Source organism: Neisseria sp. HMSC064E01 (genome assembly GCF_001808875.1).
GTDB lineage: Bacteria > Pseudomonadota > Gammaproteobacteria > Burkholderiales > Neisseriaceae > Neisseria > Neisseria sicca_A.
Genome location: NZ_KV794946.1, coordinates 71,701 through 94,151 on the forward strand (window position 1 = coordinate 71,701; position 22,451 = coordinate 94,151).

At 52.0% G+C, this 22,451-nt stretch carries 26 protein-coding genes, 4 tRNA genes and 1 pseudogene; 12 read left to right on the forward strand and 19 right to left on the reverse strand.

The genetic code is table 11. The features are described from left to right. Together HMPREF2572_RS15085 and HMPREF2572_RS08910 are read left to right on the forward strand one after the other, a co-directional pair. Positions 1-159: pseudogene (locus HMPREF2572_RS15085) on the forward strand (sel1 repeat family protein); the annotation flags it as partial. A gap of 72 nt (positions 160-231) precedes the next feature. Continuing rightward, the gene (locus tag HMPREF2572_RS08910) at positions 232-1,317 is read left to right on the forward strand and encodes a tetratricopeptide repeat protein (RefSeq protein WP_070497850.1); all 1,086 of its coding nucleotides are present in this window, start codon (positions 232-234) and stop codon (positions 1,315-1,317) included. A 420-nt stretch (positions 1,318-1,737) separates the two neighbouring features. Here HMPREF2572_RS08910 and HMPREF2572_RS08915 read toward each other — a convergent pair. Then, positions 1,738-1,813, reverse strand: a tRNA-Phe gene (locus HMPREF2572_RS08915). Between the two features lie 257 nt (positions 1,814-2,070). Here HMPREF2572_RS08915 and HMPREF2572_RS08920 point away from each other — a divergent pair. Then, the gene (locus HMPREF2572_RS08920; RefSeq protein WP_070497852.1) at positions 2,071-2,640 is read left to right on the forward strand and encodes a hypothetical protein; all 570 of its coding nucleotides are present in this window, start codon (positions 2,071-2,073) and stop codon (positions 2,638-2,640) included. Between the two features lie 116 nt (positions 2,641-2,756). Here the strand turns inward: HMPREF2572_RS08920 and groL are convergent, their stop codons facing one another. From groL to HMPREF2572_RS08940, 4 genes are read right to left on the reverse strand one after another with little or no spacing between them, the layout of a single operon-like run. Next, positions 2,757-4,391 (reverse strand): chaperonin GroEL, encoded by a 1,635-nt coding sequence (gene groL / locus HMPREF2572_RS08925; protein ID WP_003744506.1) that lies wholly within the window; start codon positions 4,389-4,391, stop codon positions 2,757-2,759. Positions 4,392-4,450: 59 nt separating this feature from the next. Then, positions 4,451-4,639: a hypothetical protein gene (locus HMPREF2572_RS08930; RefSeq protein WP_070497854.1), complete on the reverse strand. Its 189-nt coding sequence runs from the start codon at positions 4,637-4,639 to the stop codon at positions 4,451-4,453. A 5-nt stretch (positions 4,640-4,644) separates the two neighbouring features. After that, positions 4,645-4,932: a co-chaperone GroES gene (gene groES / locus HMPREF2572_RS08935; protein WP_003684150.1), complete on the reverse strand. Its 288-nt coding sequence runs from the start codon at positions 4,930-4,932 to the stop codon at positions 4,645-4,647. 32 nt (positions 4,933-4,964) lie between these two features. After that, positions 4,965-5,201, reverse strand: coding sequence for a hypothetical protein (locus HMPREF2572_RS08940; RefSeq protein WP_070497856.1), 237 nt, complete (start codon positions 5,199-5,201; stop codon positions 4,965-4,967). 157 nt (positions 5,202-5,358) lie between these two features. On the opposite strand from HMPREF2572_RS08940, the gene HMPREF2572_RS08945 reads away from it, so the two are divergent. Next, on the forward strand, positions 5,359-7,404 hold the full coding sequence (locus tag HMPREF2572_RS08945) for a TonB-dependent siderophore receptor (protein WP_070497858.1): 2,046 nt from the start codon (positions 5,359-5,361) through the stop codon (positions 7,402-7,404). Between the two features lie 98 nt (positions 7,405-7,502). Here the strand turns inward: HMPREF2572_RS08945 and HMPREF2572_RS08950 are convergent, their stop codons facing one another. The 5 genes from HMPREF2572_RS08950 to HMPREF2572_RS08970 all read right to left on the reverse strand — a co-directional run bounded on the left by HMPREF2572_RS08950 (position 7,503) and on the right by HMPREF2572_RS08970 (position 8,581). Next, the gene (locus HMPREF2572_RS08950; protein ID WP_246827793.1) at positions 7,503-7,847 is read right to left on the reverse strand and encodes a hypothetical protein; all 345 of its coding nucleotides are present in this window, start codon (positions 7,845-7,847) and stop codon (positions 7,503-7,505) included. 11 nt (positions 7,848-7,858) lie between these two features. Then, on the reverse strand, positions 7,859-8,119 hold the full coding sequence (locus HMPREF2572_RS08955; protein ID WP_070497863.1) for a hypothetical protein: 261 nt from the start codon (positions 8,117-8,119) through the stop codon (positions 7,859-7,861). Positions 8,120-8,311: 192 nt separating this feature from the next. Next, positions 8,312-8,387: transfer RNA gene (locus HMPREF2572_RS08960), tRNA-His, on the reverse strand. A 10-nt stretch (positions 8,388-8,397) separates the two neighbouring features. After that, positions 8,398-8,474 (reverse strand) — tRNA-Arg (locus tag HMPREF2572_RS08965). Positions 8,475-8,503: 29 nt separating this feature from the next. Beyond that, a tRNA-Pro gene (locus tag HMPREF2572_RS08970) sits at positions 8,504-8,581 on the reverse strand. A gap of 238 nt (positions 8,582-8,819) precedes the next feature. Between HMPREF2572_RS08970 and folD the strand changes: the two genes are divergently transcribed. Beyond that, a complete protein-coding gene (gene folD, locus HMPREF2572_RS08975) occupies positions 8,820-9,671 on the forward strand; it encodes a bifunctional methylenetetrahydrofolate dehydrogenase/methenyltetrahydrofolate cyclohydrolase FolD (protein WP_070497865.1) in 852 nt (283 codons plus the stop codon). Positions 9,672-9,739: 68 nt separating this feature from the next. On the opposite strand, the gene prmC is transcribed toward folD, so the two are convergent. The 3 genes from prmC to HMPREF2572_RS08990 form a co-directional block, all read right to left on the reverse strand. Next, on the reverse strand, positions 9,740-10,567 hold the full coding sequence (gene prmC, locus HMPREF2572_RS08980; RefSeq protein ID WP_070497867.1) for a peptide chain release factor N(5)-glutamine methyltransferase: 828 nt from the start codon (positions 10,565-10,567) through the stop codon (positions 9,740-9,742). A 150-nt stretch (positions 10,568-10,717) separates the two neighbouring features. After that, the gene (gene lysA, locus HMPREF2572_RS08985) at positions 10,718-11,938 is read right to left on the reverse strand and encodes a diaminopimelate decarboxylase (RefSeq protein WP_070497870.1); all 1,221 of its coding nucleotides are present in this window, start codon (positions 11,936-11,938) and stop codon (positions 10,718-10,720) included. Between the two features lie 11 nt (positions 11,939-11,949). Next, positions 11,950-12,120 carry an LPS translocon maturation chaperone LptM gene (locus HMPREF2572_RS08990; protein WP_003745044.1) on the reverse strand — a complete coding sequence of 57 codons (171 nt, stop codon included), beginning with the start codon at positions 12,118-12,120 and terminating at the stop codon, positions 11,950-11,952. A 70-nt stretch (positions 12,121-12,190) separates the two neighbouring features. On the opposite strand from HMPREF2572_RS08990, the gene cyaY reads away from it, so the two are divergent. Genes cyaY through luxS form a run of 3 tightly spaced genes read left to right on the forward strand, consistent with a single transcriptional unit; the run spans position 12,191 to position 13,494 of the window. Then, the gene (cyaY, locus tag HMPREF2572_RS08995; RefSeq protein WP_070497872.1) at positions 12,191-12,514 is read left to right on the forward strand and encodes an iron donor protein CyaY; all 324 of its coding nucleotides are present in this window, start codon (positions 12,191-12,193) and stop codon (positions 12,512-12,514) included. A 32-nt stretch (positions 12,515-12,546) separates the two neighbouring features. After that, on the forward strand, positions 12,547-12,966 hold the full coding sequence (locus HMPREF2572_RS09000) for a DUF2251 domain-containing protein (protein ID WP_070497874.1): 420 nt from the start codon (positions 12,547-12,549) through the stop codon (positions 12,964-12,966). A gap of 21 nt (positions 12,967-12,987) precedes the next feature. Then, positions 12,988-13,494: an S-ribosylhomocysteine lyase gene (gene luxS / locus HMPREF2572_RS09005; protein WP_070497876.1), complete on the forward strand. Its 507-nt coding sequence runs from the start codon at positions 12,988-12,990 to the stop codon at positions 13,492-13,494. Between the two features lie 106 nt (positions 13,495-13,600). Here the strand turns inward: luxS and HMPREF2572_RS09010 are convergent, their stop codons facing one another. The 6 genes from HMPREF2572_RS09010 to HMPREF2572_RS09035 form a co-directional block, all read right to left on the reverse strand. Beyond that, positions 13,601-13,942 (reverse strand): hypothetical protein, encoded by a 342-nt coding sequence (locus tag HMPREF2572_RS09010; RefSeq protein ID WP_070497879.1) that lies wholly within the window; start codon positions 13,940-13,942, stop codon positions 13,601-13,603. Positions 13,943-14,232: 290 nt separating this feature from the next. Further along, positions 14,233-15,147: a patatin-like phospholipase family protein gene (locus tag HMPREF2572_RS09015; RefSeq protein ID WP_070497880.1), complete on the reverse strand. Its 915-nt coding sequence runs from the start codon at positions 15,145-15,147 to the stop codon at positions 14,233-14,235. 424 nt (positions 15,148-15,571) lie between these two features. Further along, the gene (locus HMPREF2572_RS09020; RefSeq protein WP_070497883.1) at positions 15,572-17,428 is read right to left on the reverse strand and encodes an ABC transporter ATP-binding protein; all 1,857 of its coding nucleotides are present in this window, start codon (positions 17,426-17,428) and stop codon (positions 15,572-15,574) included. Between the two features lie 406 nt (positions 17,429-17,834). Beyond that, complete coding sequence (locus HMPREF2572_RS09025) at positions 17,835-18,155, reverse strand: hypothetical protein (RefSeq protein ID WP_070497885.1); 321 nt, start codon at positions 18,153-18,155, stop codon at positions 17,835-17,837. Positions 18,156-18,158: 3 nt separating this feature from the next. Continuing rightward, positions 18,159-18,410 carry a hypothetical protein gene (locus HMPREF2572_RS09030; protein ID WP_045075626.1) on the reverse strand — a complete coding sequence of 84 codons (252 nt, stop codon included), beginning with the start codon at positions 18,408-18,410 and terminating at the stop codon, positions 18,159-18,161. 97 nt (positions 18,411-18,507) lie between these two features. Continuing rightward, positions 18,508-19,509 (reverse strand): thiamine ABC transporter substrate-binding protein, encoded by a 1,002-nt coding sequence (locus HMPREF2572_RS09035; RefSeq protein ID WP_070497887.1) that lies wholly within the window; start codon positions 19,507-19,509, stop codon positions 18,508-18,510. Between the two features lie 62 nt (positions 19,510-19,571). On the opposite strand from HMPREF2572_RS09035, the gene HMPREF2572_RS09040 reads away from it, so the two are divergent. The 4 genes from HMPREF2572_RS09040 (at position 19,572) to glmU (ending at position 22,367) form a co-directional block, all read left to right on the forward strand. After that, entirely contained in the window at positions 19,572-20,228 is a 657-nt protein-coding gene (locus HMPREF2572_RS09040) for a pyrimidine 5'-nucleotidase (RefSeq protein ID WP_070497889.1), read from the forward strand. Positions 20,229-20,290: 62 nt separating this feature from the next. Continuing rightward, on the forward strand, positions 20,291-20,581 hold the full coding sequence (locus HMPREF2572_RS09045; protein WP_070497891.1) for a spore cortex protein: 291 nt from the start codon (positions 20,291-20,293) through the stop codon (positions 20,579-20,581). A 108-nt stretch (positions 20,582-20,689) separates the two neighbouring features. Further along, a complete protein-coding gene (locus HMPREF2572_RS09050; RefSeq protein ID WP_040667918.1) occupies positions 20,690-20,881 on the forward strand; it encodes a hypothetical protein in 192 nt (63 codons plus the stop codon). 112 nt (positions 20,882-20,993) lie between these two features. Continuing rightward, on the forward strand, positions 20,994-22,367 hold the full coding sequence (glmU, locus tag HMPREF2572_RS09055; protein WP_070497893.1) for a bifunctional UDP-N-acetylglucosamine diphosphorylase/glucosamine-1-phosphate N-acetyltransferase GlmU: 1,374 nt from the start codon (positions 20,994-20,996) through the stop codon (positions 22,365-22,367). Positions 22,368-22,451 lie beyond the last annotated feature (84 nt).

Here is a 22,451-nt window from a genome sequence, read left to right on the forward strand (position 1 = left end):
CCCGCCAAAACCCATTGGAAAGGCATCTACTCTGCAATGAGTAAAGAAGACGCAGCGTTCTATCAAAACCCGCCTGACACCGCAGCCTTAGCCGCCGAGATTCTCAAACGCGGCATTGTCAAAAAAGAAGACGTCTATTGGTCGCCGCGCAAAGACTAAAGGCAAAAAGGTCGTCTGAAATCCGAAATCCGTTTTCAGACGACCTCCCTGAACCATAATAAAACACATACCATGAACAAACTCACTTTCATCGCCCTACTTATCCCCCTGCTGACTTCTTGCGGTTCGGTCTCTCCGTCCCAATCCGACCGCGATTACACTCAAACCCATCCAGCACCCAAAGCCTTTGATTCCAAGCGTACCCAATATACCTGCGCCACTTGGACGCCGCCGTCCCCACCCGATGCCGAATCCCATCTTTGGTATCGCGCTGCTACCCTGCTTGATGCCAAAGACTGGCGTATGAATAAAGAGGAATTTCAGGACATGATTGTCTTGTACGAAGCGGCGGCATCAAAGGGGCATTATCAGGCAATTAACAATCTCTACCTGCTCTACACCCATGTTCAAGGTTCGACCGGCATTATGTACAACCCCTTGCACAACCGTGCCCGCAAATGGCTGCACTACGGTTTAGATAAAAATTGGGCAATGGCGAACTACTGGTTGTTTGACGCGCTGTACGAAGGCAATGCAGGTTATCGCCGCAACCCACAACTTGGTCTTGCCTATTTGCAAAAGGCTGTGGATTTGGGCGTGCCGCTGGCGCAATATGAGTTGTCTTTAATTTACGATAAACAGTTTAATAATAAAAAGGTTCGAGAACTGTTATTGAGCTGTGCTGCGAAGCAAGGGTTTTCTACCGCAATGAACAGATTAGGTGTGATATATTCAATACGCGGCAACCTAAAAGAGTCCTTACAATTAATGCATAATGCTGTACGTCAAGGTGGTGAAGGAGGAGGGACTGCTGCTTTATCTTTAAGGAAAGTTTATGGTAAGTCAAAAGCCTATATGAAGGAATTTTCGGCTACACCTGCTGATCCTGTTCGCGAAGCAGCCTATGTCGAGCTAGAAAAAGCCATTATGGGCACAGGCACAAAAAGCGGCAACCCCTTCTACACCTTCCCGCACCTAGACGAAGTCCTGCCCCTGCCTCCAGCCAAAACCCATTGGAAAGGCATCTACTCGGCGATGAGCAAGGAAGATGCGGCGTTCTATCAAAATCCGCCCGACACCGCAGCCTTAGCCGCCGATATCCTTAAACGCGGTATCGTCAAAAAAGAAGACGTCTATTGGACGCCACGCAAAGACTAAAGGCAAAAAGGTCGTCTGAAAATGAAGTTGGAGCAGTTAAAACCGGCTTTTATAGTGGATTAACAAAAATCAGGACAAGGCGGACGAAGCCGCAGATAGTACAGATAGAGACCTTTGCAAAATTCCCCAAAATCCAGATAGTACGGAACCATTCACTTGGGTGCTTCAGCACCTTAGAAAATCGTTCTCTTTGAGCTTAAGGCGAGGCAACGCCGTACTGGTTTAAATTTAATCCACTATATGTTTTCAGACGACCTTCGTTTTTGTATTTCAAACATAAAAGACGTTTTGATTAGCGGAAAGGGGGGAATCAGATAACAGAGTGAAACTGAAAACTGTGTGATATCTTATCGATGAGAGATTGGTTTGATGATGCTTGATGGCACGAGATAAAAAAATAACCGCCTTAGGCGGTTTTTATGGTGGCCAGAGGCGGAATCGAACCGCCGACACACGGATTTTCAATCCGTTGCTCTACCAACTGAGCTATCTGGCCTTCATCTGCATTGCAGGGAAGTGGGCATTAAACCAAAAACAACAGGTTCATGCAAGGTTTATTTTGAAATGGTGCGGAGATATTTTATAAACTTTTGTTTTAACTTAAATTAAATTTCGATGATTTTCAACGAAATCCGCCGGATATCGACCGTTGGCATCCACAATTTTTCCATCGGGGATGGATTGTCGATTTCAGACGACCTATGTGTCGTTTTAAGATACAATCGCTTTTTTGTTTCTGAAGATATCTGTTTGATGTTGTATGTTTTTTTAAAAGATATGTGGGATATTCTGCGCCTGCGCTATAAGAATCCTGCTGATTATTTCTATACGCTGCCTGTCATTTTGGCAATTTTGCTGTTGTTGGGCATGATTAATGCGGCAGATATGTCTCCCTTGCTCGGCGTCAGCACTGCGGCTGTCGTCTTTGGCGTGTTGGTTACCGTCATAAAGTGGCTGATTTTGAGCCGTGTGATGCGTTATGTTTTAAGTATAAACGGCGCGCCGCGCCTGCCTTTATGGGGATTCATCTTGGCATCGGAAGCTTTGATGATTCCAGCGCTGCTTGTGTTTTATATCCCGCAAATTACGCCGCTGTTGATGTTTTGGAAGACTTGGGCGTTTTGGGCGCAAGCTGTCGGCTTGATGCAAATGGGTCAAGTCAAAGTCTGGACGGTATTCAAAGGCTATCTTTTGTACTTCTGCTGTATGGTTGTGATTATAGGGATTTTTATACAGCTGTTTACACTGGCCGGCTGGTTCGATAAAGCAACGCTGATGCAAAATTTTAATGCATTAATGGCTGCTATGGAGCAGGCAAGATAAGCTAGGGGTCGTCTGAAAATCCGCCCTACCCGTTTTCAGACGACCTTCTTTCAAATAAGAAAAAACCTGCACGGTTGTCCGTGCAGGTTTTTGTTTGCGCTCAGGTTTGGGCAACCTTACATCATGCCGCCCATACCACCCATGCCGCCCATATCAGGCATAGCCGGTTTTTCTTCAGGGATTTCGGCAATCATGCAATCGGTCGTCAGCATCAGGCCGGCGATAGACGCGGCGTGTTGCAGCGCGGAGCGGGTTACTTTGGCGGGGTCGAGTACGCCCATTTCAATCATGTCGCCGTATTCACCGGAACCTGCGTTGTAACCGTAGTTGCCTTTGCCTTCCAGCACTTTGTTCACCACTACGCTAGGCTCGCCGCCTGCGTTGGCAACGATTTGGCGCAGCGGAGACTCAACGGCGCGCAAGACGATTTGTACGCCTGCGTCTTGGTCGGCATTGCCGGTGTGCAGGTTTTCCAGAGCGGCACGGGCGCGCAACAGGGCTACGCCGCCGCCGGCAACCACGCCTTCTTCAACGGCTGCGCGGGTAGCGTGCAGCGCGTCTTCCACGCGGTCTTTTTTCTCTTTCATTTCGACTTCGGTAGCGGCACCGACTTTAATCACTGCCACGCCGCCTGCCAGTTTGGCAACGCGCTCTTGCAGTTTTTCTTTGTCGTAATCGCTGGTTGCGGTTTCGATTTGTTGGCGGATTTCGGCAACACGCGCTTCGATTTGGGCAGCGTCGCCGAAGCCGTCGATGATGGTGGTGTTTTCTTTACCGATTTCGATGCGTTTGGCTTGACCCAAGTCTTCCAGAGTGGCTTTTTCCAAAGACAGGCCGACTTCTTCGGCAATCACGGTGCCGCCGGTCAGGATGGCGATGTCTTGCAACATGGCTTTGCGGCGGTCGCCAAAGCCCGGAGCTTTCACGGCAACGGTTTTCAGGATGCCGCGGATGTTGTTCACCACCAAAGTCGCCAAGGCTTCGCCTTCTACGTCTTCAGCGATAATCAACAGCGGACGGCTGGCTTTTGCCACTTGTTCCAAAACAGGCAACAGGTCGCGGATGTTGCTGATTTTTTTGTCGAACAGCAATACAAACGGATTGTCCAGCGCAGCGATTTGTTTTTCCGCGTCGTTGATGAAGTAAGGAGACAGGTAGCCGCGGTCGAACTGCATACCTTCTACGACATCCAATTCGTTTTCCAAAGATTTGCCGTCTTCAACGGTAATCACGCCTTCTTTGCCGACTTTTTCCATCGCTTCGGCAATAATCGCGCCGACTTGTTCGTCGGAGTTGGCGGAAATTGAGCCGACTTGGGCGATTTCTTTGGAAGTGTCGCAAGGTTTGGCGATGTTTTTCAGCTCTTCAACCAAAGCGGCGACGGCTTTGTCGATACCGCGTTTCAGGTCGGTCGGGTTCATGCCGGCGGTCACGTATTTCATGCCTTCGGCAACGATGGCTTGCGCCAGTACGGTGGCGGTAGTGGTACCGTCGCCCGCTACGTCGTTGGTTTTGGACGCGACTTCTTTCACCATTTGCGCACCCATGTTTTCGAATTTGTCTTTCAGTTCGATTTCTTTAGCGACGGTAACGCCGTCTTTAGTGATGTGCGGACCGCCGAATGCGCGGTCAACGACTACGTTGCGGCCTTTAGGACCCAAAGTTACGCGGACGGCGTTTGCCAGAGTGTTCACGCCGCTGACCATTTTTTGGCGGACTTCGTTACCGAACTGTACGTCTTTTGCTGCCATTTTACTGATTCCTATTAAGTAGATTTAATTAAAAAATTTTGCAAATTACCTAAAATTTTTTATTTTTCCGCAGCTCTATCTGTTTGATAGACTGCTAAAAATAATTCAATATAAGCTCTAATAAGCTCTGGATGATTTGCTGCATATCCAGGTGTACCAACTGCTTTATCAATATTCTGAATAGCTTCTGAGAATGCTTTTCCAGCTATTTCTTTTGCATGGCCCAATGCAGCTGCATGAGTTGCCATAATAATTACTCCACAATACCGAAAATATCTTCTTCACGCATCACCAACAGCTCTTCGCCGTCGGCTTTAACGGTTTGACCGCTGTATTTACCGAAAATCACTTTGTCGCCGACTTTGACATCCAGTGGACGGCGTTCGCCGTCTTTACCGATTTTGCCCGCACCTACGGCGATCACTTCGCCCATGTCGGGTTTTTCAGCGGCTGCACCCGGCAGGACGATGCCTGATGCGGTTTTCTCTTCAGCTTCCAAGCGTTTGACGACGACGCGGTCGTGTAAAGGACGGATGGTCATGTTTTATGCTCCGATAAATAGTTTGAAAACAATCATCTGCCTTCATCCGGCAGATGCGGTTTGAAAAAGAAGGCGGCAAGTTCATCAAAAAACTTACCTGAACACAGCGGCAAATTAGGGTTCGGCACGATAAATTCAAGGGAAGAAGCAAAAATTTTCCGCTTAAGGTCGTCTGAAAACGGGCATAACAGGTTGCGCACCATCCCCGCCCTACGTTCAATGCTGCCCAAGCAGACAAATATTTTCAGACGACCTTTTACAGTCGGCAAACTTCAAATGGTTCAATCAAGAAAAAACCAGACACTATTGGCGCAAACCTATGCACACCTTTACAAAATAATATCCTATCTTTAAAATAAAATAAAAATTATTATTAATAAATAATTTATCGATTAACTGAAACTTATCCAACAAAAGGAAATTTCCATGACTTCACCTCTGTTCCGCTTCAGCCTGCTTTCAATGGCACTCGCCGCCGGTTTTGCCCACGCGGAAAATGAAGCAAAAGAAAGCGTTACCCTTGATACTGTTACTGTGAAAGGTGACCGCCAAGGCAGCAAAATCAAAACCAACATTGTTACCCTTCAGCAAAAAGACGAAAACACGGCAACCGATTTACGCGGATTATTGAAAGACGAACCTGCTATCGATTTCGGCGGCGGCAACGGCTCGTCCCAATTCCTGACGCTGCGCGGCATGGGACAGAACTCGGTGGATATTAAGGTGGACAACGCCTATTCCGACAGCCAAATGCTGTATCACCAAGGCCGTTTCATCATCGACCCAGCGCTGGTCAAAATCGTCTCCGTACAGAAAGGCGCGGGTTCCGCATCTGCCGGTATCGGCGCTACCAACGGTGCGATTATTACCAAAACAGTCGATGCCGAAGACTTGCTCAAAGGTTTGGACAAAAACTGGGGTGTACGCCTCAACAGCGGCTATGCCTCTAATGACGGCGTAAGCTACGGCGCAAGCGTGTTCGGAAAAGCCGGCAACTTCGACGGTTTGTTCTCTTACAGCCGCAACGATGAAAAAGATTACAAACCCGGCAAAGGCTATACAAACAGCAACGGCGGCAAAACCGTACCGTACAGCGGATTGGACAAACGCAGCTATCTTGCCAAAATCGGCGCCACCTTCGGCGACCACCGCTTAGTGTTAAGCCACATGAATGATCAACACCGAGGCATCCGCACCGTCCGTGAAGAATTTACTTCCACCAACGACCCGCGTCTGACTTTGGCACGCCAAGCCCCGACCTACCGCGAAACCAGTCTCTCCAACACCAATTTGGCATGGACGGCGAACAACTTAGGCTTTGTTGAAAAACTGGATGCCAACGCCTATATCATGAAAAACGAACGCTATTCCGCCGATGACAGCAAAAACGGCTACGCAGGCAACCTGCCCGGCCCGAACACGACCGTTATCGAAACCAAAGGCGCGAATTTCAATCTGGACAGCCGCATTGGCGAAAACACATTAATCAAATACGGCGTCAACTACCGCCATCAAGAAATCAAACCACCGGTATTCTTCAATCCTGCCTTGAGCAATCCGAAGAAAAGCGATGCCGGCATTTACGCCGAAGCCATCCACGACATCGGCGACTTTACTCTTACAGGCGGCTTACGCTACGACCATTTCGACATCAAAACTCATGACGGCAAATCCGTTTCCGACGGCACAGTCAACCCGAGCTTCGGTGTGATTTGGCAGCCGCACGAACACTGGAATCTCAGTGCCAGCCACAACTACGCATCCCGCAGCCCGCGCCTTTACGATGCGATGCGCCAACATGGACGCAGAAACGCCATCACGTCGATTGCAGACGGCACCAAAGCCGAACGCGCCCGCAATACCGAAATCGGCTTCAACTACAACAACGGCAACTTTGCCGCTAACGGTAGCTATTTCTGGCAAAAAATCAAAGATGCCGTCGCAGGTCCGCAGCAACGCCATGATGCCGCAGGCAATCCGATTGCAGGCGTACGCGAAATCGTCAATGCGGGCTACATCAAAAACCATGGCTATGAATTGGGCGCATCCTACCGCACAGGCGGCCTGCTGGCTAAAGTCGGCGTCAGCCACAGCAAACCGCGCATCTACGACACCCATCCTGAAAACCTGTTAAGCGCAAACCCCGAATTTGCCGTACAAACCGGCCGCACTTGGACGACCTCCCTCTCCTACCGCTTCCAAAATCCGAATTTGGAAATCGGCTGGCGTGGTCGCTACCTCCAAAAAGCCTCCGGTTCGGTATTGGTTCGCGACAAGGGCGAAGTCAAACGCAAAGGCTACGGCGTGAACGACATATTCGCCAACTGGAAACCGCTGGGCAAAGATACGCTCAACGTCAACTTCGCAGTCAACAACGTGTTCAACAAGTTCTACTATCCGCACAGCCAACGCGGCGAAACCCTGCCGGGCATCGGTCGTGATGTTCGTCTGAGCGTTAACTACCGCTTCTAAGAAACGCGTAAAAACAAAGACGTCGTCTGAAAACCCTTTACTGTTTTTCAGACGACGTCTTTCTGTTTGGAAACCGTATTTACAGGAAGACTGTTTGTTCAAATATCCTTTCGGACAACCTTGTCGCGTTTCGCTTCGGTTGAGTGAATGTATTGCATCAGCGTTTTAATAAAAACGGTCAAATCACGCTGCCACGAATGGCGGTTTGTTTTGGTGAAATACAGCGATATTTCGGGCTGCTCCATCAGATAGCAACCGAAACTCTCGTGCAGCGGTATAACGCTGATATCGTTCACATTATAAAAAGCAATGGTCATCGGCAGCGTGAAATAGGGATGTGACAGCGTCCACATGGCAGGGAAGGCGGGACTGTCCTCTTCAGAAGCAACAGTTAAATCATGGTTATACAGGGCGTTGCGCAGGTCTGTGATGTGCTTTTTCATGTTTTTATTTTTCATTCTATTTGGAAAAATGCTTGAACAAAGCAGGTGATGTTTGCCCGATTTACCGCTTGCAGCACAACGACTGCTTCGTTTTTCAAAAAACCGACTGAGTCAGATTCATCGGCATGGGTTTGGTTGAGGCGGCATAAATCGTAGAAGGTAAAAACAAAATTTTGCCCATTGATACATAATGGGAAATCCAATAGACAGCCTTTGTTCTCGGCTTCAAATTCGGCAAGATCATCAAACCATTCAGGAAATGTGATGTGCATGAGTTTCCTTTTAAAATCGTATGAAAAATCCGTTTCGTTAGAATGACTTTCAAAAGGTCTTTTCAGACGACCTCAAAGCTACCTAAAAAGCCAAATACTTCAATTCTCACGGATGACGCGCAAGTCCAACCGCTATTTGAAATGCAATAGAAAATAAAAAATCCTGCATATTGCTATGCAGGATTTTTTATTTGGGGTGGCTGATGGGGCTCGAACCCACGACAACTGGAATCACAATCCAGGGCTCTACCAACTGAGCTACAGCCACCATTAACTTTTGGCACGCCCGACAGGAATCGAACCTGTAACCCCCGACTTAGAAGGTCGGTGCTCTATCCGGTTGAGCTACGGGCGCTCATGCCGATTCGTGCTGAATTTTTTGTGTGGTCGGGGCGGTGGGATTCGAACTCACGACCCTCTGCTCCCAAAGCAGATGCGCTAACCGGGCTGCGCTACGCCCCGACTGAAGAATGGGAATATACAGATACGCTGAAATCCTGTCAATCCAATTTGAGATCATTTTTCTTTTTTCTAAATTATCTGTTTATTTTTATTTAAAATTTAATTTTTTGCCTACTTCATATCGGGTGTAATGCCGTTCAAAAATACAGTTTCGGTTTTTGCTGTTATCCGACTGCCAAATCGGTTTAAAAATGCGATAATTGCGTTTGCTATTTATTGATAACCAAATGGAAATTTCATGACAGCCCAATTGATTGACGGTAAAAAAATATCGCAGGAGCGTTTGCAGCTGGTGTCCGCTGCGGTAGCCAAACGGCTTGAGTCGGGATTGCGTGCGCCTTGTTTGGCGGTAGTATTGGTCGGAGACAATCCTGCCAGCGCGGTATATGTCCGCAACAAAAAAGCAGCCTGCCAAAAATGCGGCATCCGGTCTTTGTCTTATGAACTGCCTGCATCGACTTCTCAGGAAGATTTGTTGAAACTGATTGATGAATTGAATGCAAACGCGGAAGTAGACGGTATTTTGGTTCAGCTTCCGCTTCCTGAAGGCTTAGACAGTCAGGCTGTTTTGGAACGTATCCATCCGGACAAAGATGTGGACGGTTTCCATCCTTATAACGTGGGTCGTTTGGTGGTAAAAATGCCTCTGATGCGCCCTTGTACGCCCAAAGGCGTGATGACGCTGCTGGAGGCTTACGGCATCGATCCGAAAGGCAAGAAAGCAGTGGTTGTCGGGGCATCGAATATTGTCGGACGCCCGCAGGCATTGGAGCTGCTGCTTGCCCGCGCCACGGTAACGATTTGCCACAGTGCGACGGAAAACTTGGACAAGGAAGTCGGGGCTGCCGATATTGTGGTGGTAGGCGTCGGGATTCCCAATTTTGTCAAAGGGGAATGGATTAAACCCGACGCGGTGGTGATTGATGTCGGGATTAACCGTTTGGAAGATGGCAGCCTGTGCGGCGATGTGGAATTTGATGTGGCAAAAGAACGGGCGGGCATGATTACCCCGGTACCCGGCGGGGTCGGTCCGATGACGATTGCTACTTTATTGGAAAATACTTTACATGCTGCGACGCTGCATGATTAAACCACAATAAACGGACACGATACGGCAGGCGGCAGATTGGCGGCTTCACTTTCAACCGCTGGAAAACATTATTCGATGTGGCGGAACATGCCTAAAGTCAATCTGTCCAGCCCTGCCAAATCTTGTTGCGTACTGACTTCGGCAAAGCCGTTTGCCGTCAAAATCTGCCGCACTGCTGCGCCTTGGTTGTAACCATGTTCCAGCAGCAGCCATCCGCCCTCTTTTAAAAATTCCGGCGCGCGCTGCGCCAGCTCTCGAATACAGCTCAAGCCGTCGGCAAAATCTGTCAACGCCGTTTGCGGCTCGAATCTCAAATCCCCTTGGCTCAAATGCTCGTCGCCGGCTTCGATATAAGGCGGATTGGAAACAATGACATCGAAGCGGTGTTTGTCTTCAGACGACGTCTTATCCGTCTCAAACCACGAACCCAATGCAAACTCGACCCTTGCGCCCAGAGTTTCCGCGTTTTTACGGGCAATCGCCAACGCTCCGCCGCTGATATCGGAAGCGCGCACTGCCGCATCCGTTCTTTCCAACGCCACCGTCACGGCGACCGCCCCGCTGCCCGTTCCCAAATCCCAAACCTGTCCGTTTTCAGGAAGATGCTCGATAACCGCCTCCACCAAATGCTCGGTTTCAGGACGGGGAATCAACACGTCAGGACTGACTTCAAACCATCGTCCGTAAAACTCGCGTCCGCCCAAAATATACGCCATCGGCTCGCCTTTCAGACGACGTGTCTGAAGGATATCCAGTTGCGCGGCTACTGCTTCCGGCAGCGGATCAGCGCCTTGCGTGACCAACTGCACGCGACTATACCCGCCTGCATATTGCAGCAACATACGGGCTTCAAGTCTCGGCAACTGCGAATGGCGCAGCCATTGGTCTAAGGTCATATCGTGTTTGTCCTGAGTTTGTACGGGGAATGGTGAGGGGTCGTCTGAAAACGTATGGAGGGTCATATCCTAAAACTAAAATACCTTGATTTAATTAATCTTTAGCCCATAAACCCGCTTGGTGGTTTATGGGCTATAAACGATCAAACCTTACAAACAAGCCATTTCGTTTGCCATTTGCTGTTCTAAGGTTTCGCGTCGGCGGATAAGCCGGTATTCGTTACCGTCCACCAAAACTTCCGCCGCCCGGTTGCGCGTGTTGTAATTGCTTGCCATGCTGGCGCCGTATGCGCCTGCGCTGCGGATAACCAGCAAATCGCCTTCTTCGCAGGCGATAGTGCGGTCTTTGCCAAGGAAGTCGCCGGTTTCGCAAATCGGGCCGACGATGTTGGCGGTCAGCGGCGGGATGTTTTTTGCTTCTACCGCTTCGATATGGTGATAGGCGTCATACAGTGCGGGGCGCATGAGGTCGTTCATGGCGGCATCGACCATGACGAAGTTTTTCTCTTCGCCGTGTTTGACGAACTCGACGCGCGTCAGTAGCGATCCTGCATTGCCGACCAAGCTGCGGCCGGGTTCGAGGATGAGTTTCAGACGACGTGTACCGATCAGTTTTTGCACCGCTTGGGCATACGCGCCCAAATCGGGGACGGTTTCGTCTTGATAAACGATGCCGACGCCGCCGCCTAAGTCCAGATGTTCTAAAACGATGCCTTCATCCGCCAATTGGTCGACCAAAATCAAAATGCGTTCGCAGGCTTCGATGAGCGGGCTGAGGTCGGTCAGCTGCGAACCAATGTGGCAGTCGATGCCGATGATTTTGAGGTGGCTTTGGCGGGCGGCGTGGCGGTAGGCTTCGAGCGCGTCGGCGTAGGCGATGCCGAATTTGTTGGCTTTCAAGCCTGTGGAGATGTAGGGATGGGTTTTGGCATCGACATCGGGGTTGACGCGCAGGGAGACGGACGCGGTTTTGCCCAAGCGTTCGGCAACCTTTTGAATGCGGTCGATTTCGGGGATGCTTTCCATATTGAAGCATTTCACGCCGGCATGAAGCGCGAACTCGATTTCCGCCTCGCTTTTGCCCACGCCTGAAAATATGGTTTTCGCCGCGTCGCCGCCCGCCGCCAAAACGCGTGCCAATTCGCCGCCGGAGACGATATCGAAACCGCTACCCAGCGAGGCGAAGTGTTTGATGATGCTCAGATTGCCATTTGCCTTGACGGCGTAGCAGACGAGCGGGGAAAGCGCGGCAAACGCGGTTTGATAATTTTCAAATGCTTCGGTCAGCGCGGATTGGCTGTACACATAAAGCGGCGTGCCGAATTCTTCGGCAAGGCGGGGGTAAGGGACTTGTTCGCAATGCAGGGTCATGGTGGTCAGACTTAGTCGTTGGTTTGATTGGTCGGCTCTTTGGAAGAATGGACTTTTAAGCCGGTTTGGATCACGCCGAAACGCGCCTTGTCGCCTTCTTTGGGCAAGTAGAGGTCGCCTTTGTAACCGCAGGCTGAAAGCAGGAGGGCGGTTGCCGCCGCAAAAAATACGCCGTATTTCATCGGTAAACTTCCTTCATAAGCGCGAATGTGGCAAGATTCGGTATCTTAAACAAAAAACACGCAAAAAGCCATGATGACCGAAAGCGAATTCATCCGCATGAGCGAAGAATTGTTCGAACACATCGAAGACCAAATCGACGAAAACGGCTGGGATTTCGACTGCCAGTTTGCTGGAAACGTCCTGACCATCGAAGCGGCGGACGGCACGCAAATCATCGTCAACCGCCACACGCCAAACCAAGAATTATGGATTGCCGCAAAAAGCGGCGGCTACCATTTTGCCGAGCAAAACAGCAAATGGCTAGCAACGCGCGACAGTCGCGATTTTTACGATGTTTTGAACGAAGCCTTAAGCGCGGCTTCGGGTGAAGCGGTGGAAATTGCCGAATTGTAATTTGAGTGTTATCACAAAGAGAGCGTTACCCAATGGCACAATTACCTCTGTATCTAACTTCCGAAATCAAAGACTTTACTGTCGGCACGCCCGAAGTTTTACAATCATTTTTCGAACATGTCCCTTATGGCGTCGTCTTTGAAGACGACGGCGACACAGGCTACTTTTATGCCGCCTCGAAAGATGGGATTTTGGATGCCTTGCATATCTACAATGTCGAAGATGTATCCGACAAACATATCCCCAATCATGTCTTGATCTTATGGGACGATGCCTGCACTTTGGCAGCTTTGTGCATCAACGACTACATCCATGCCGTCTATGATTTTGTCGAGCAGGCAGGATATTGCCGCAACGGCTTCCCTGAAACAGACGGAGAATGGGTGAAAGTCGAAAACCGCGTCTTGGACGATGAATTGCTGGACAAAATCCTATCCCGAAAACCTACATAACCCACTCAAAAGGATAACAAAATGCCCCTGTTAGACAGTTTCAAGGTTGACCACACCCGTATGCACGCCCCTGCCGTGCGTGTGGCGAAAACAATGACCACGCCCAAAGGCGACACCATTACCGTATTCGACCTGCGCTTTTGCGTTCCCAACAAAGAAATCCTGTCCGAAAAAAGCATCCACACGCTGGAGCATTTGTTCGCGGGCTTTATGCGCGACCACTTGAACGGCAACGGCGTCGAAATCATCGATATTTCACCGATGGGCTGCCGCACCGGTTTCTACATGAGCCTCATCGGCACGCCCGACGAGCAGCAGGTCGCCGACGCATGGCTCGCTTCGATGCAGGATGTGGTCAATGTCAAAGACCAAAGCAAAATCCCCGAATTGAACGAATACCAATGCGGCACCTACATGATGCACTCGCTCGCTGAAGCGCAAGAAATCGCGCAAAACGTCCTGACACGCAAAGTGGCGGTGAACAAAAATGAAGAGCTGACGCTGGATGAAAGTTTACTGAACGCTTAAACGATAGGTATTGAAAAAGGTCATCTGAAAACGGGAAACCGATTTCAGACGACCTTTTGTTTGAATAGAAAGAATGGACAACGTGTCCATCGAAGCAGCAAACCGTTTACCGCCCTGCTTTGGTTCCGCCCGGTCCGTACACGGCGCCCCACGCGGAATCGAGCTGCTGCCCAGCCTGCCTCAAGGTTTCCGCCTGCTGGCTTTTCACATTCATTGCCGCCTGAAGCTCGCCCTGCAAGCGGACGATGTCGGCTTGGGCTTTTTGCAGGCGGTATTGCGCGTCTTCAAGGTCGCTTTGCAGGGAAATGATTTTGCTGTCGTTGCCGGTTTGCTGCTTCAGGGCGGCGCGGTAGGCGGAACGCGCGTTCATCAGATTGTCTTCCGCGCTGTCTGCCGCTGCGTTCAGCGAAACGCCGATTAATATCAAGGCGATGAGTTTGTTGTTCATAAAACATCCTTTGATGCTGTCCCGCGATGTATAGTGGATTAACTTTAAACCAGTACGGCGTTGCGCCTCGCCTTAGCTCAAAGAGAACGATTCTCTAAGGTGCTTAAAGCACCAAGTGAATCGGTTCCGTACTATCTGTAATGTCTGCGGCTTCGTCGCCTTGTCCTGATTTTGTACTATCTGCGGCTTCGTCGCCTTGTCCTGATTTAAAGTTAATCCACTATAACGGAGGTCGTCTGAAAACGGAAAAGCTGTTTTCAGACGACCTTTTTGATGCGGTAAATGATTGATTAATATTGATAGGCGGCGAGTTTGCGCTTGATTTCCGGCAGGGCGGCACGGGCGGCTTCCTCACCCAATTGGATGGCACGTCGTTTTTGGTCGAAACCGCCGATAGAACCCATCTCCAACACTTTCGGTTTGATCACGACGTTTGCCTGACCCAATTCATGTTGGAGCAGCGGAATGCTCATGACGTTGAACGTTTGGTCAAGATACGAGAAAAAGTCTTTGTTGACGTTTTTCACCGGACGGGCGGAAATATCGACGGCGATGATGAAATTGGCACCTTGTTTTTTAGCCGCGCTGACGGGAACGGGTTGCGACAGACCGCCGTCCACATATCGGCGGCCGCCAATCACGGCGGGCTGGAACACGTTGGGGATGGAAGCGGACGCCCGCACTGCCTGTCCGACGTTGCCTCGGTTGAAGGCGACGGCTTTGCCGCTTTCAAAATCGGTGGCGACGGCGGCGAATTTGATCGGAAATTGTTGGATGGAGCGGTTGCCGACTTTGTAGTTGATGTAGTTTTGCAGTTTTTCGCCTTTGATAAAGCCGCTGGTGGAGAGGGTCAGGTCAACCAAGTCAGTTTTGCCCAAAATTTCGGCTTCGAGTTCGAGGCGGTCGGGCGACATGCCTGAAGCGTACAGGCTGCCGACGATGGAGCCTGCGGATGTACCGGTCACGACTTTGACGGGAATATTGTTTTCTTTCAAGACTTTGATAATGCCGATATGGGCAAAGCCTTTGGATGCGCCGCCACCAAGCGCAAGGGCGACCACGGCTTTGGGCTTGGCGGTATCCGCGGTCTGGGTATGCGGCTTGTTGTCCGATTTGCCGGAATTATGGCTCGGACAGGCAGCGAGCATGAGTACGACAGACGCAGTCAGCGTAGTACGCAGTGTTTGAATCAGCAATGGTTTCATTTTCAGACGACCTTTATAGATGGATTTTTGGTTTGGAACATATATTCAGCCGAACGGCGCGAAACCTGTCGCGGTATGCGCTCCGTCGTGTTTTTATCGGCTCGGCTGCGGTAAAGCGGCAGAAAACCTGTTGTCCGCTTGCTCATGAAAACAGGCGAAATCAGGAGAACAGGGGGCAATCTGCCATCCGCCCTGTCAGGCGGCACAAGCGGGAAGTTTAGCGCATCGTTATGCCGAAATCAAAAAAGGTCGTCTGAAACCTGATTTTCGGTTTCAGACGAACCTTCCATCCTGCGGTCAGATTCGTAATTTATACCCAAAAAAGAAGGGCGCAATCTTGCGCCCTGACGAGATGATTTTGAACTGGGGTCGTCTGAAACTCAAAACCGGATTTTCAGACGACCTTTTACTTACTGCAAGACACTCAATTATGTTCCCAATCGACGTGTTCACTCAAGAAACCGCCGCTTTGGTGCGCCCAGAGTTTGGCGTAGAGACCTTGTTTTTCGAGGAGTTCGGCGTGGCTGCCTTCTTCGATGATGCGGCCTTTGTCCAAGACGATGAGCCTGTCCATCGCGGCGATGGTGGAGAGTCGGTGGGCGATGGCGATGACGGTTTTGCCGTCCATCATTTTGTCGAGGCTTTCTTGGATGGCGGCTTCGACTTCGGAGTCGAGCGCGCTGGTGGCTTCGTCAAGCAGCAGGATCGGCGCGTCTTTGAGCATGACGCGGGCGATGGCGATGCGTTGGCGTTGGCCGCCGGAGAGTTTCACGCCGCGTTCGCCGACGTGTGCATCATAGCCGCGCCGCCCTTTGGCGTCGGAAAGGTTGGGGATGAAGTCGGCGGCTTCGGCGCGTTCGGCGGCGGAAATCATTTCGGCATCAGTCGCATCGGGACGGCCGTAAACGATGTTGTCGCGCACGGAACGGTGCAGCAGCGAGGTGTCTTGCGTGACCAGACCGATTTGGGCGCGCAGGCTTTCTTGGGTTACGCTGTCGACGTTTTGCCCGTCAATCGAAATCGTGCCGCTTTGCGGTTCGTAGAAGCGCAAAAGCAGGTTGACGATGGTGGATTTGCCCGCGCCGCTGCGTCCGATCAAGCCGACTTTTTCGCCCGGGCGGATGGTGAGGTTGAAGCCGTTGAGCAGCGGTTTGCCGGCTTCGTAGGAGAAATCGACGTGTTCGAACTTGATTTCGCCTTGCGACACTTTTAGCGGCAGGGCGTTCGGCTTGTCGAGGATGGTGTGCGGCTTGGACAGAGTCGCCATGCCGTCGCCGACGGTGCCGATGTTTTCAAACAAGCGGGCGGATTCCCACATGATGTATTGCGACAAACCGTTGACGCGCAAAGCCATGGCGGTGGCGGTAGCAACTGCGCCGACGCCGACTTGCCCGTGATACCAAAGCCAGATGCCCAGCGCGGTCGTGCCGGCGGTCAGCGAGCTGTTGACGATGAAGCTGCAGGTGTGCAGAAGCGTCGCCAAACGCATTTGGGCGTGTACCGTAACCATAAATTCTTCCATCGACTGCTTGGCGTAAGCCGCTTCGCGCGCGCCGTGGGAGAAGAGTTTGACGGTGGTGATGTTGGAATAGGCGTCGGTAATGCGGCCGGTCATCAGCGAACGCGCATCCGCCTGACGCGCGGCGGTTTTCCCAAGCTTGGGAATCAGGAAGCGCATCACTAAGGCGAAGCCGATAATCCAGCCGATAAAGGGCAGCAGCAGCCAGCCGTCGAACGAAATCAAAATCACGCCGGAAGTAATGAAATACACCAGCACATACACAACCATGTCGGCAACCGTCATCACCACGTCGCGCATCGCCAGCGCGGTCTGCATGACTTTGGCGGACACGCGGCCGGCAAATTCGTCCTGATAGAAACCGAGACTCTGCCCCAGCATCAGGCGGTGGAAATTCCAGCGCAGGCGCATGGGGAACACGCCTTGCAGGGTTTGCAGGCGCACGTTGGACGCGAGGAAGGTCCAAAGGGCGAAAAACACCATCATCCCCGCCATTGCCGTCAACGCCCAGCCTTTTTCGGCAAACAGGGTCGCGGGCGTGTATTTGCCGAGCCAGTCCACGACTTTGCCCATAAATTGAAACAGCAGGGCTTCCATGATACCGATACCGGCGGTAAACACCGCCAATACGGCAATCCATTTGCGCAAGCCTTCGATGTTGCTCCAGACAAACCGCCACAGCCCTTTTTCAGGCGTTTTCGGGGCGGCTTCGGGATAGGGGTCGATTCGGGATTCGAACCATGAGAATATTTTTTGAATCATTGTATTGTTTTGATTGAGATAGAGTAGATTCCAGACGACCTCTACGGTGGGGACGGGTCGTCTGAAAACAAGTATCGGGAGTTAAAGGCATTATTTTACGGGAAAAAACGGCGGGAAGACACCGTTAAGGAAGTCGGGACGGACAAAGTGCCGTGATTTATAGTGGATTAAATTTAAACCAGTACGGCGTTGCCTCGCCTTAGCTCAAAGAGAACGATTCTCTAAGGTGCTTAAAGCACCAAGTGAATCGGTTCCGTACTATCTGTAATGTCTGCGGCTTCGTCGCCTTGTCCTGATTTTGTACTATCTGCGGCTTCGTCGCCTTGTCCTGATTTAAAGTTAATCCACTATAGAAAGAGGTCGTCTGAAACAGCGTGCCGATAAGGAATACGGTTTTTATCCGTCCTTATATGGTCAAATCGCCGCTGAAATCGGTATCAAACCCATCGGCGTACCGGCTTATATCCATTCCAATTTTATTTTGAACAGTCTGAAGCCAAAAAACAAAACTGAAAAAAATGTGCTTGTTCTCAGGCGTCACGCCGAATATGCCGTCACTTTGATGCGAAATTTGCAGGTCATTCAATATAGACAAGAAGCTGTCCAGATTTTGCCTGATGTCTTCTATCTCGCTTTTTTGAAGTTCCTCAATCAACAGGACTTCATTATCCAGACCAATAACGGTGGGCAACTTGGTCAGTTTTTCATAAATCGCTTCCACAGACATTTTTCAATACCGGTAAATCCGACGCGCGGGATACGGACGCGGGTAAGGCGGGTAGGGATAGCCGTAGCGGTGTACCGGCTCGCTGTCCTGATAGATGACGGTCGTTCCCGGCGGGGCATTGACGGTAACGGTTTTGTTGATGGTGGTTTGGGAATGGACGGGCAGGTCAAGGACGGCAGTGCGCCCGTATGGGGTTTCGGTGTAGAAACAGCCGCCCAGTGCGGTCAGTGTGAAGGCGTAGAGTAGGGGCTTCATGGGTTTCCTTCATTCAAAACGAAACGGTAAGGGGTCGTCTGAAAACACAGTTTCGATAAGTTTGAAACCGTTTTGGGTTTTCAGACGACCTTCCCACTTACCTTAACACGGTCTTCGTCCAGCGGCTGACCCATTGTTTCTGTTTGGTGTCGATGTCGTTGCGGCTGGGCGAGTCGGTTTGTTTCGGGGCTTGGGCGAACTCGAACACTTTGGGCAGCGGCGTGTTTTTCACGGCGGGATAGACCCACATTTCGGTCGGCAGGGCTTTTTGCACTTCGCCGCTTTGCAGCCACTGTACGAGTTTTGCCGCCAGCTCGGGCTGTTTCGCGCCTTTCAAGACTGCCGCACCTTCGACTTGGCGGAACACGCCGCCTTTGAGAAAGAGGTTGCCGGTCGGCGGCACACTGTATTTGCCTTTGGAGTAGTGGACTTCGGCGGCGGGGCTGGCAGCGTAGCTGACGACGAGCGGATACGCGCCGCCGTTTTGGGTGAAGTCGGTGTAATAGGCTTCACTCCAGCCTTTGGCGACTTTCACACCGTTTTGACGCATCTGCGCCCACCATTTGAACGCGCCCTCTTCGCCCATGCCGCCGATGTTTGCCATCAGGAAGGCGAGTCCGGGCGAGGACGTGGCGGGCGAGGGCGTCACCAGCAGGTTTTTATATTCGGGGCGGGTCAAGTCCTGCAAGGCTTTGGGCAGCGGCAGTTTTTTCTGTTCAAACCATTTTTTGTCGTAGTTGAGGGTAACGTAGCCGTAATTGACCGCCGCGATGACGGGCATACCTGCTGAAACGGGCGCGGATTTGGGCTGCGCCGCCGCCAGTATGCCTGCTTCGCGCGCTTTGCCGATGTTGGCGTTGTCCAAACCGTACACCGCGTCGGCAATCGGGTTTGCCTTGCTGAGAATCAGCTTGTTGAGCATTTCGTTGCCGCTGCCCGCCTTGATAACGGAGACTTTGGCATCGTTGGCTTTTTCAAACTGCGCGATGGCGGATTGGGGCAGGCTGAAGGATTTGTGCACGGCAAGGCGCACTTCGGTCTGGGCGGATAAGTTTGCCGAAGCCAGCAAGAGGGCGAGGGCGGATAATTTCAGTTTCATTCTCTAACCTTTGTACGGGTAAAATACGAACCATCATAACAAAATCCGCACCAACACACGACATGAACCTTTCCCCCGTTTGGCTCTTTGACCTCGACAACACGCTGCACAACGCCGATGCAGGCATCTTCTACATCATCAACCGCGCCATGACCGACTACATGGCGCAACGCCTCAAGCTCTCCGAAGAAGCGGCGTCCGACCTGCGTCAGGACTATTGGCACCGGTACGGCGCAACGCTTGCCGGCCTGCAAATCCACCACCCCGAAATCGACATCCGCGAATTTCTGCGCGAAAGCCATCCCATCGCGCAAATCTTGGCAAAATTGCAGGGCATGGAGGGAACCGAAAGCGTTTTAGGTCGTCTGAAAGGACGCAAAGCCGTTTTTTCCAACGGCCCTTCGTTTTACGTCCGTGCCGTTATCGGGGCATTGGGTTTGGCAAACCGTTTTGACGCACTCCTCGGCACGGACGACTTCGGACTGCGCTACAAGCCCGACCCGCAAGCCTACCTGACCGTCTGCCGCCTGCTCGACGCCCAACCCGAACAGTGCATCATGATAGACGACAGCGCGGACAACCTGCACCAAGCCAAAGAGCTGGGCATGAAAACCATATGGTTCGGCAGCAAAGCCCATCCCCTGCCCTTTACCGACGCCGTTGCAAAAGATATGCAGGCGCTCGCCGAATGTGCCGAAAAACTGTCGGCACTCGTCTGAAACCTTTACAATATCGGGTTTGAACAACGGCACAAATCCGCCCGACCACAAGGACAACCATCATGCGATACACCGCCCTCATCCTCGCCGCCGCAGCCGCCCTGACCGGCTGTACCTGGGAAACCTACCAAAACGAATCCGGCCACACCTCCCTGCGCCCCAAATACGAAAAAGGCACGCGCATCTATTACGAAGACGGCACCTACTCCCGCGATATGCGTTACAACCAATACCGCCCCGAACGCCGCACCCTCAAACCGCTGCACGGCGACCAAGAAAACGTACGCGGCACGACATGGAACAAACCCCAAGGCGCCGGACAAGCCGCGCCCGAAATGCAAACCGAAGAATAATCCGCCCGCAGAGGTCGTCTGAAACCGTTTTTTCCGTTTCAGACGACCTCAAACATAACCGCCATCCCGTTCGTTCCCATATCTGCCGTCCTTCTCAAGGAGAAAACCATGCGTTCCCTCGCCCTGATTTTCGTTGCCGCCGCCATCCTGAGCGGCTGCACCACAGACCGCTACGACTTCGACAGCCGTCCCGCCGACACATCCGCGCGTACGCCCCTGAAGCCGACCACACTCGACCGCTTGGAACACGGCAGCCATGCCGACTCGTACCGCTGGAACCCCAAACCCAATAAACCATAATCCCCACGTCCGCACACCAAACCCAAATAAAAAGGTCGTCTGAACCCCAAAACCCCGTTCAGACGACCCCTAAATACCCCCTTCATCAACATTGCATTCGAGAAAGCCCATCATGTCCGCCACACCCCTCAACATCGTCATCCTCGCCGCCGGCAAAGGCACGCGCATGTATTCCAAAATGCCCAAAGTGCTGCACCGCATCGGCGGCAAGCCCATGGTCGAGCGCGTTATCGACACCGCCGCCGCCCTGAATCCCCAAAACATCTGCGTCGTCATCGGACACGGCAAAGACCAAGTTTTGGACACCGTCAAACGCGACGTCGTCTGGGTCGAACAAACCGAACAGCTCGGCACCGGCCACGCCGTCAAAACCGCCCTGCCGCACCTGTCTGCCGAAGGCCGCACGCTGGTGTTGTACGGCGACGTCCCCCTGATTGACGCAGCCACCCTTGAAACCCTGCTCGAAGCCGCCGGCAGCGAAGTCGGCCTGTTGACCGACGTGCCCAACGACCCGACAGGTTTGGGCCGCATCATTCGCGACAGCAACGGCAACGTAACCGCCATTGTCGAAGAAAAAGACGCCGATGCCACCCAAAAAGCCGTGAAAGAAATCAATACCGGCATTTTGGTTCTGCCTAACGCCAAACTCGAAGCTTGGTTGAACAGCCTCTCCAGCAACAACGCCCAAGGCGAATACTACCTGACCGACCTCATCGCCAAAGCCGTTGCCGACGGCATCAAAGTCCATCCCGTCCAAGTGCGTGCCTCCCACCTCGCCGCCGGCGTGAACAACAAACTCCAGCTCGCCGAACTCGAACGCATCTTCCAAACCGAACAGGCGCAAGAATTGCTCAAAGCAGGCGTCACCCTGCGCGACCCCGCCCGCTTCGACTTAAGGGGTCGTCTGAAACACGGACAAGACGTCGTGATTGACGTCAACGTCGTCCTCGAAGGCGACATCGAAATCGGCGACAACGTCGAAATCGGCGCAAACTGCGTCATCAAAAACGCCAAAATCGGCGCAAACAGCAAAATCGCCCCCTTCTCCCACTTCGAAGACTGCGAAATCGGACAAAACAACCAAATCGGCCCCTACGCCCGTCTGCGCCCGCAAGCCCGCCTTTCAGACGACGTACACGTCGGCAACTTCGTCGAAATCAAAAACGCCGCCATCGGCAAAGGTACCAAAGCCAACCACCTCACCTACATCGGCGACGCCGAAGTCGGTAGCAAAACCAACTTCGGCGCAGGCACGATTATTGCCAACTACGACGGCGTAAACAAACACAAAACCGTCATCGGCGACGAAGTCCGCATCGGCTCCAACTGCGTCCTAGTCGCCCCCGTCACCCTCGGCAACAAAGTCACGACAGGCGCAGGCAGCACGATTACCCGCAATGTCGAAGACAACAAACTCGCCCTCGCCCGCGCCCGCCAAACCGTCATCGAAGGGTGGGTGCGTCCGGAAAAAGGCGATAAGAAATAAAGCAGTAAACCGCCCTGCGCAACTCATTGCAGCAACAGCAATCTGTCCCTTCCCCCGTTCGGCGGGGGAAGGTTAGGATGGGGG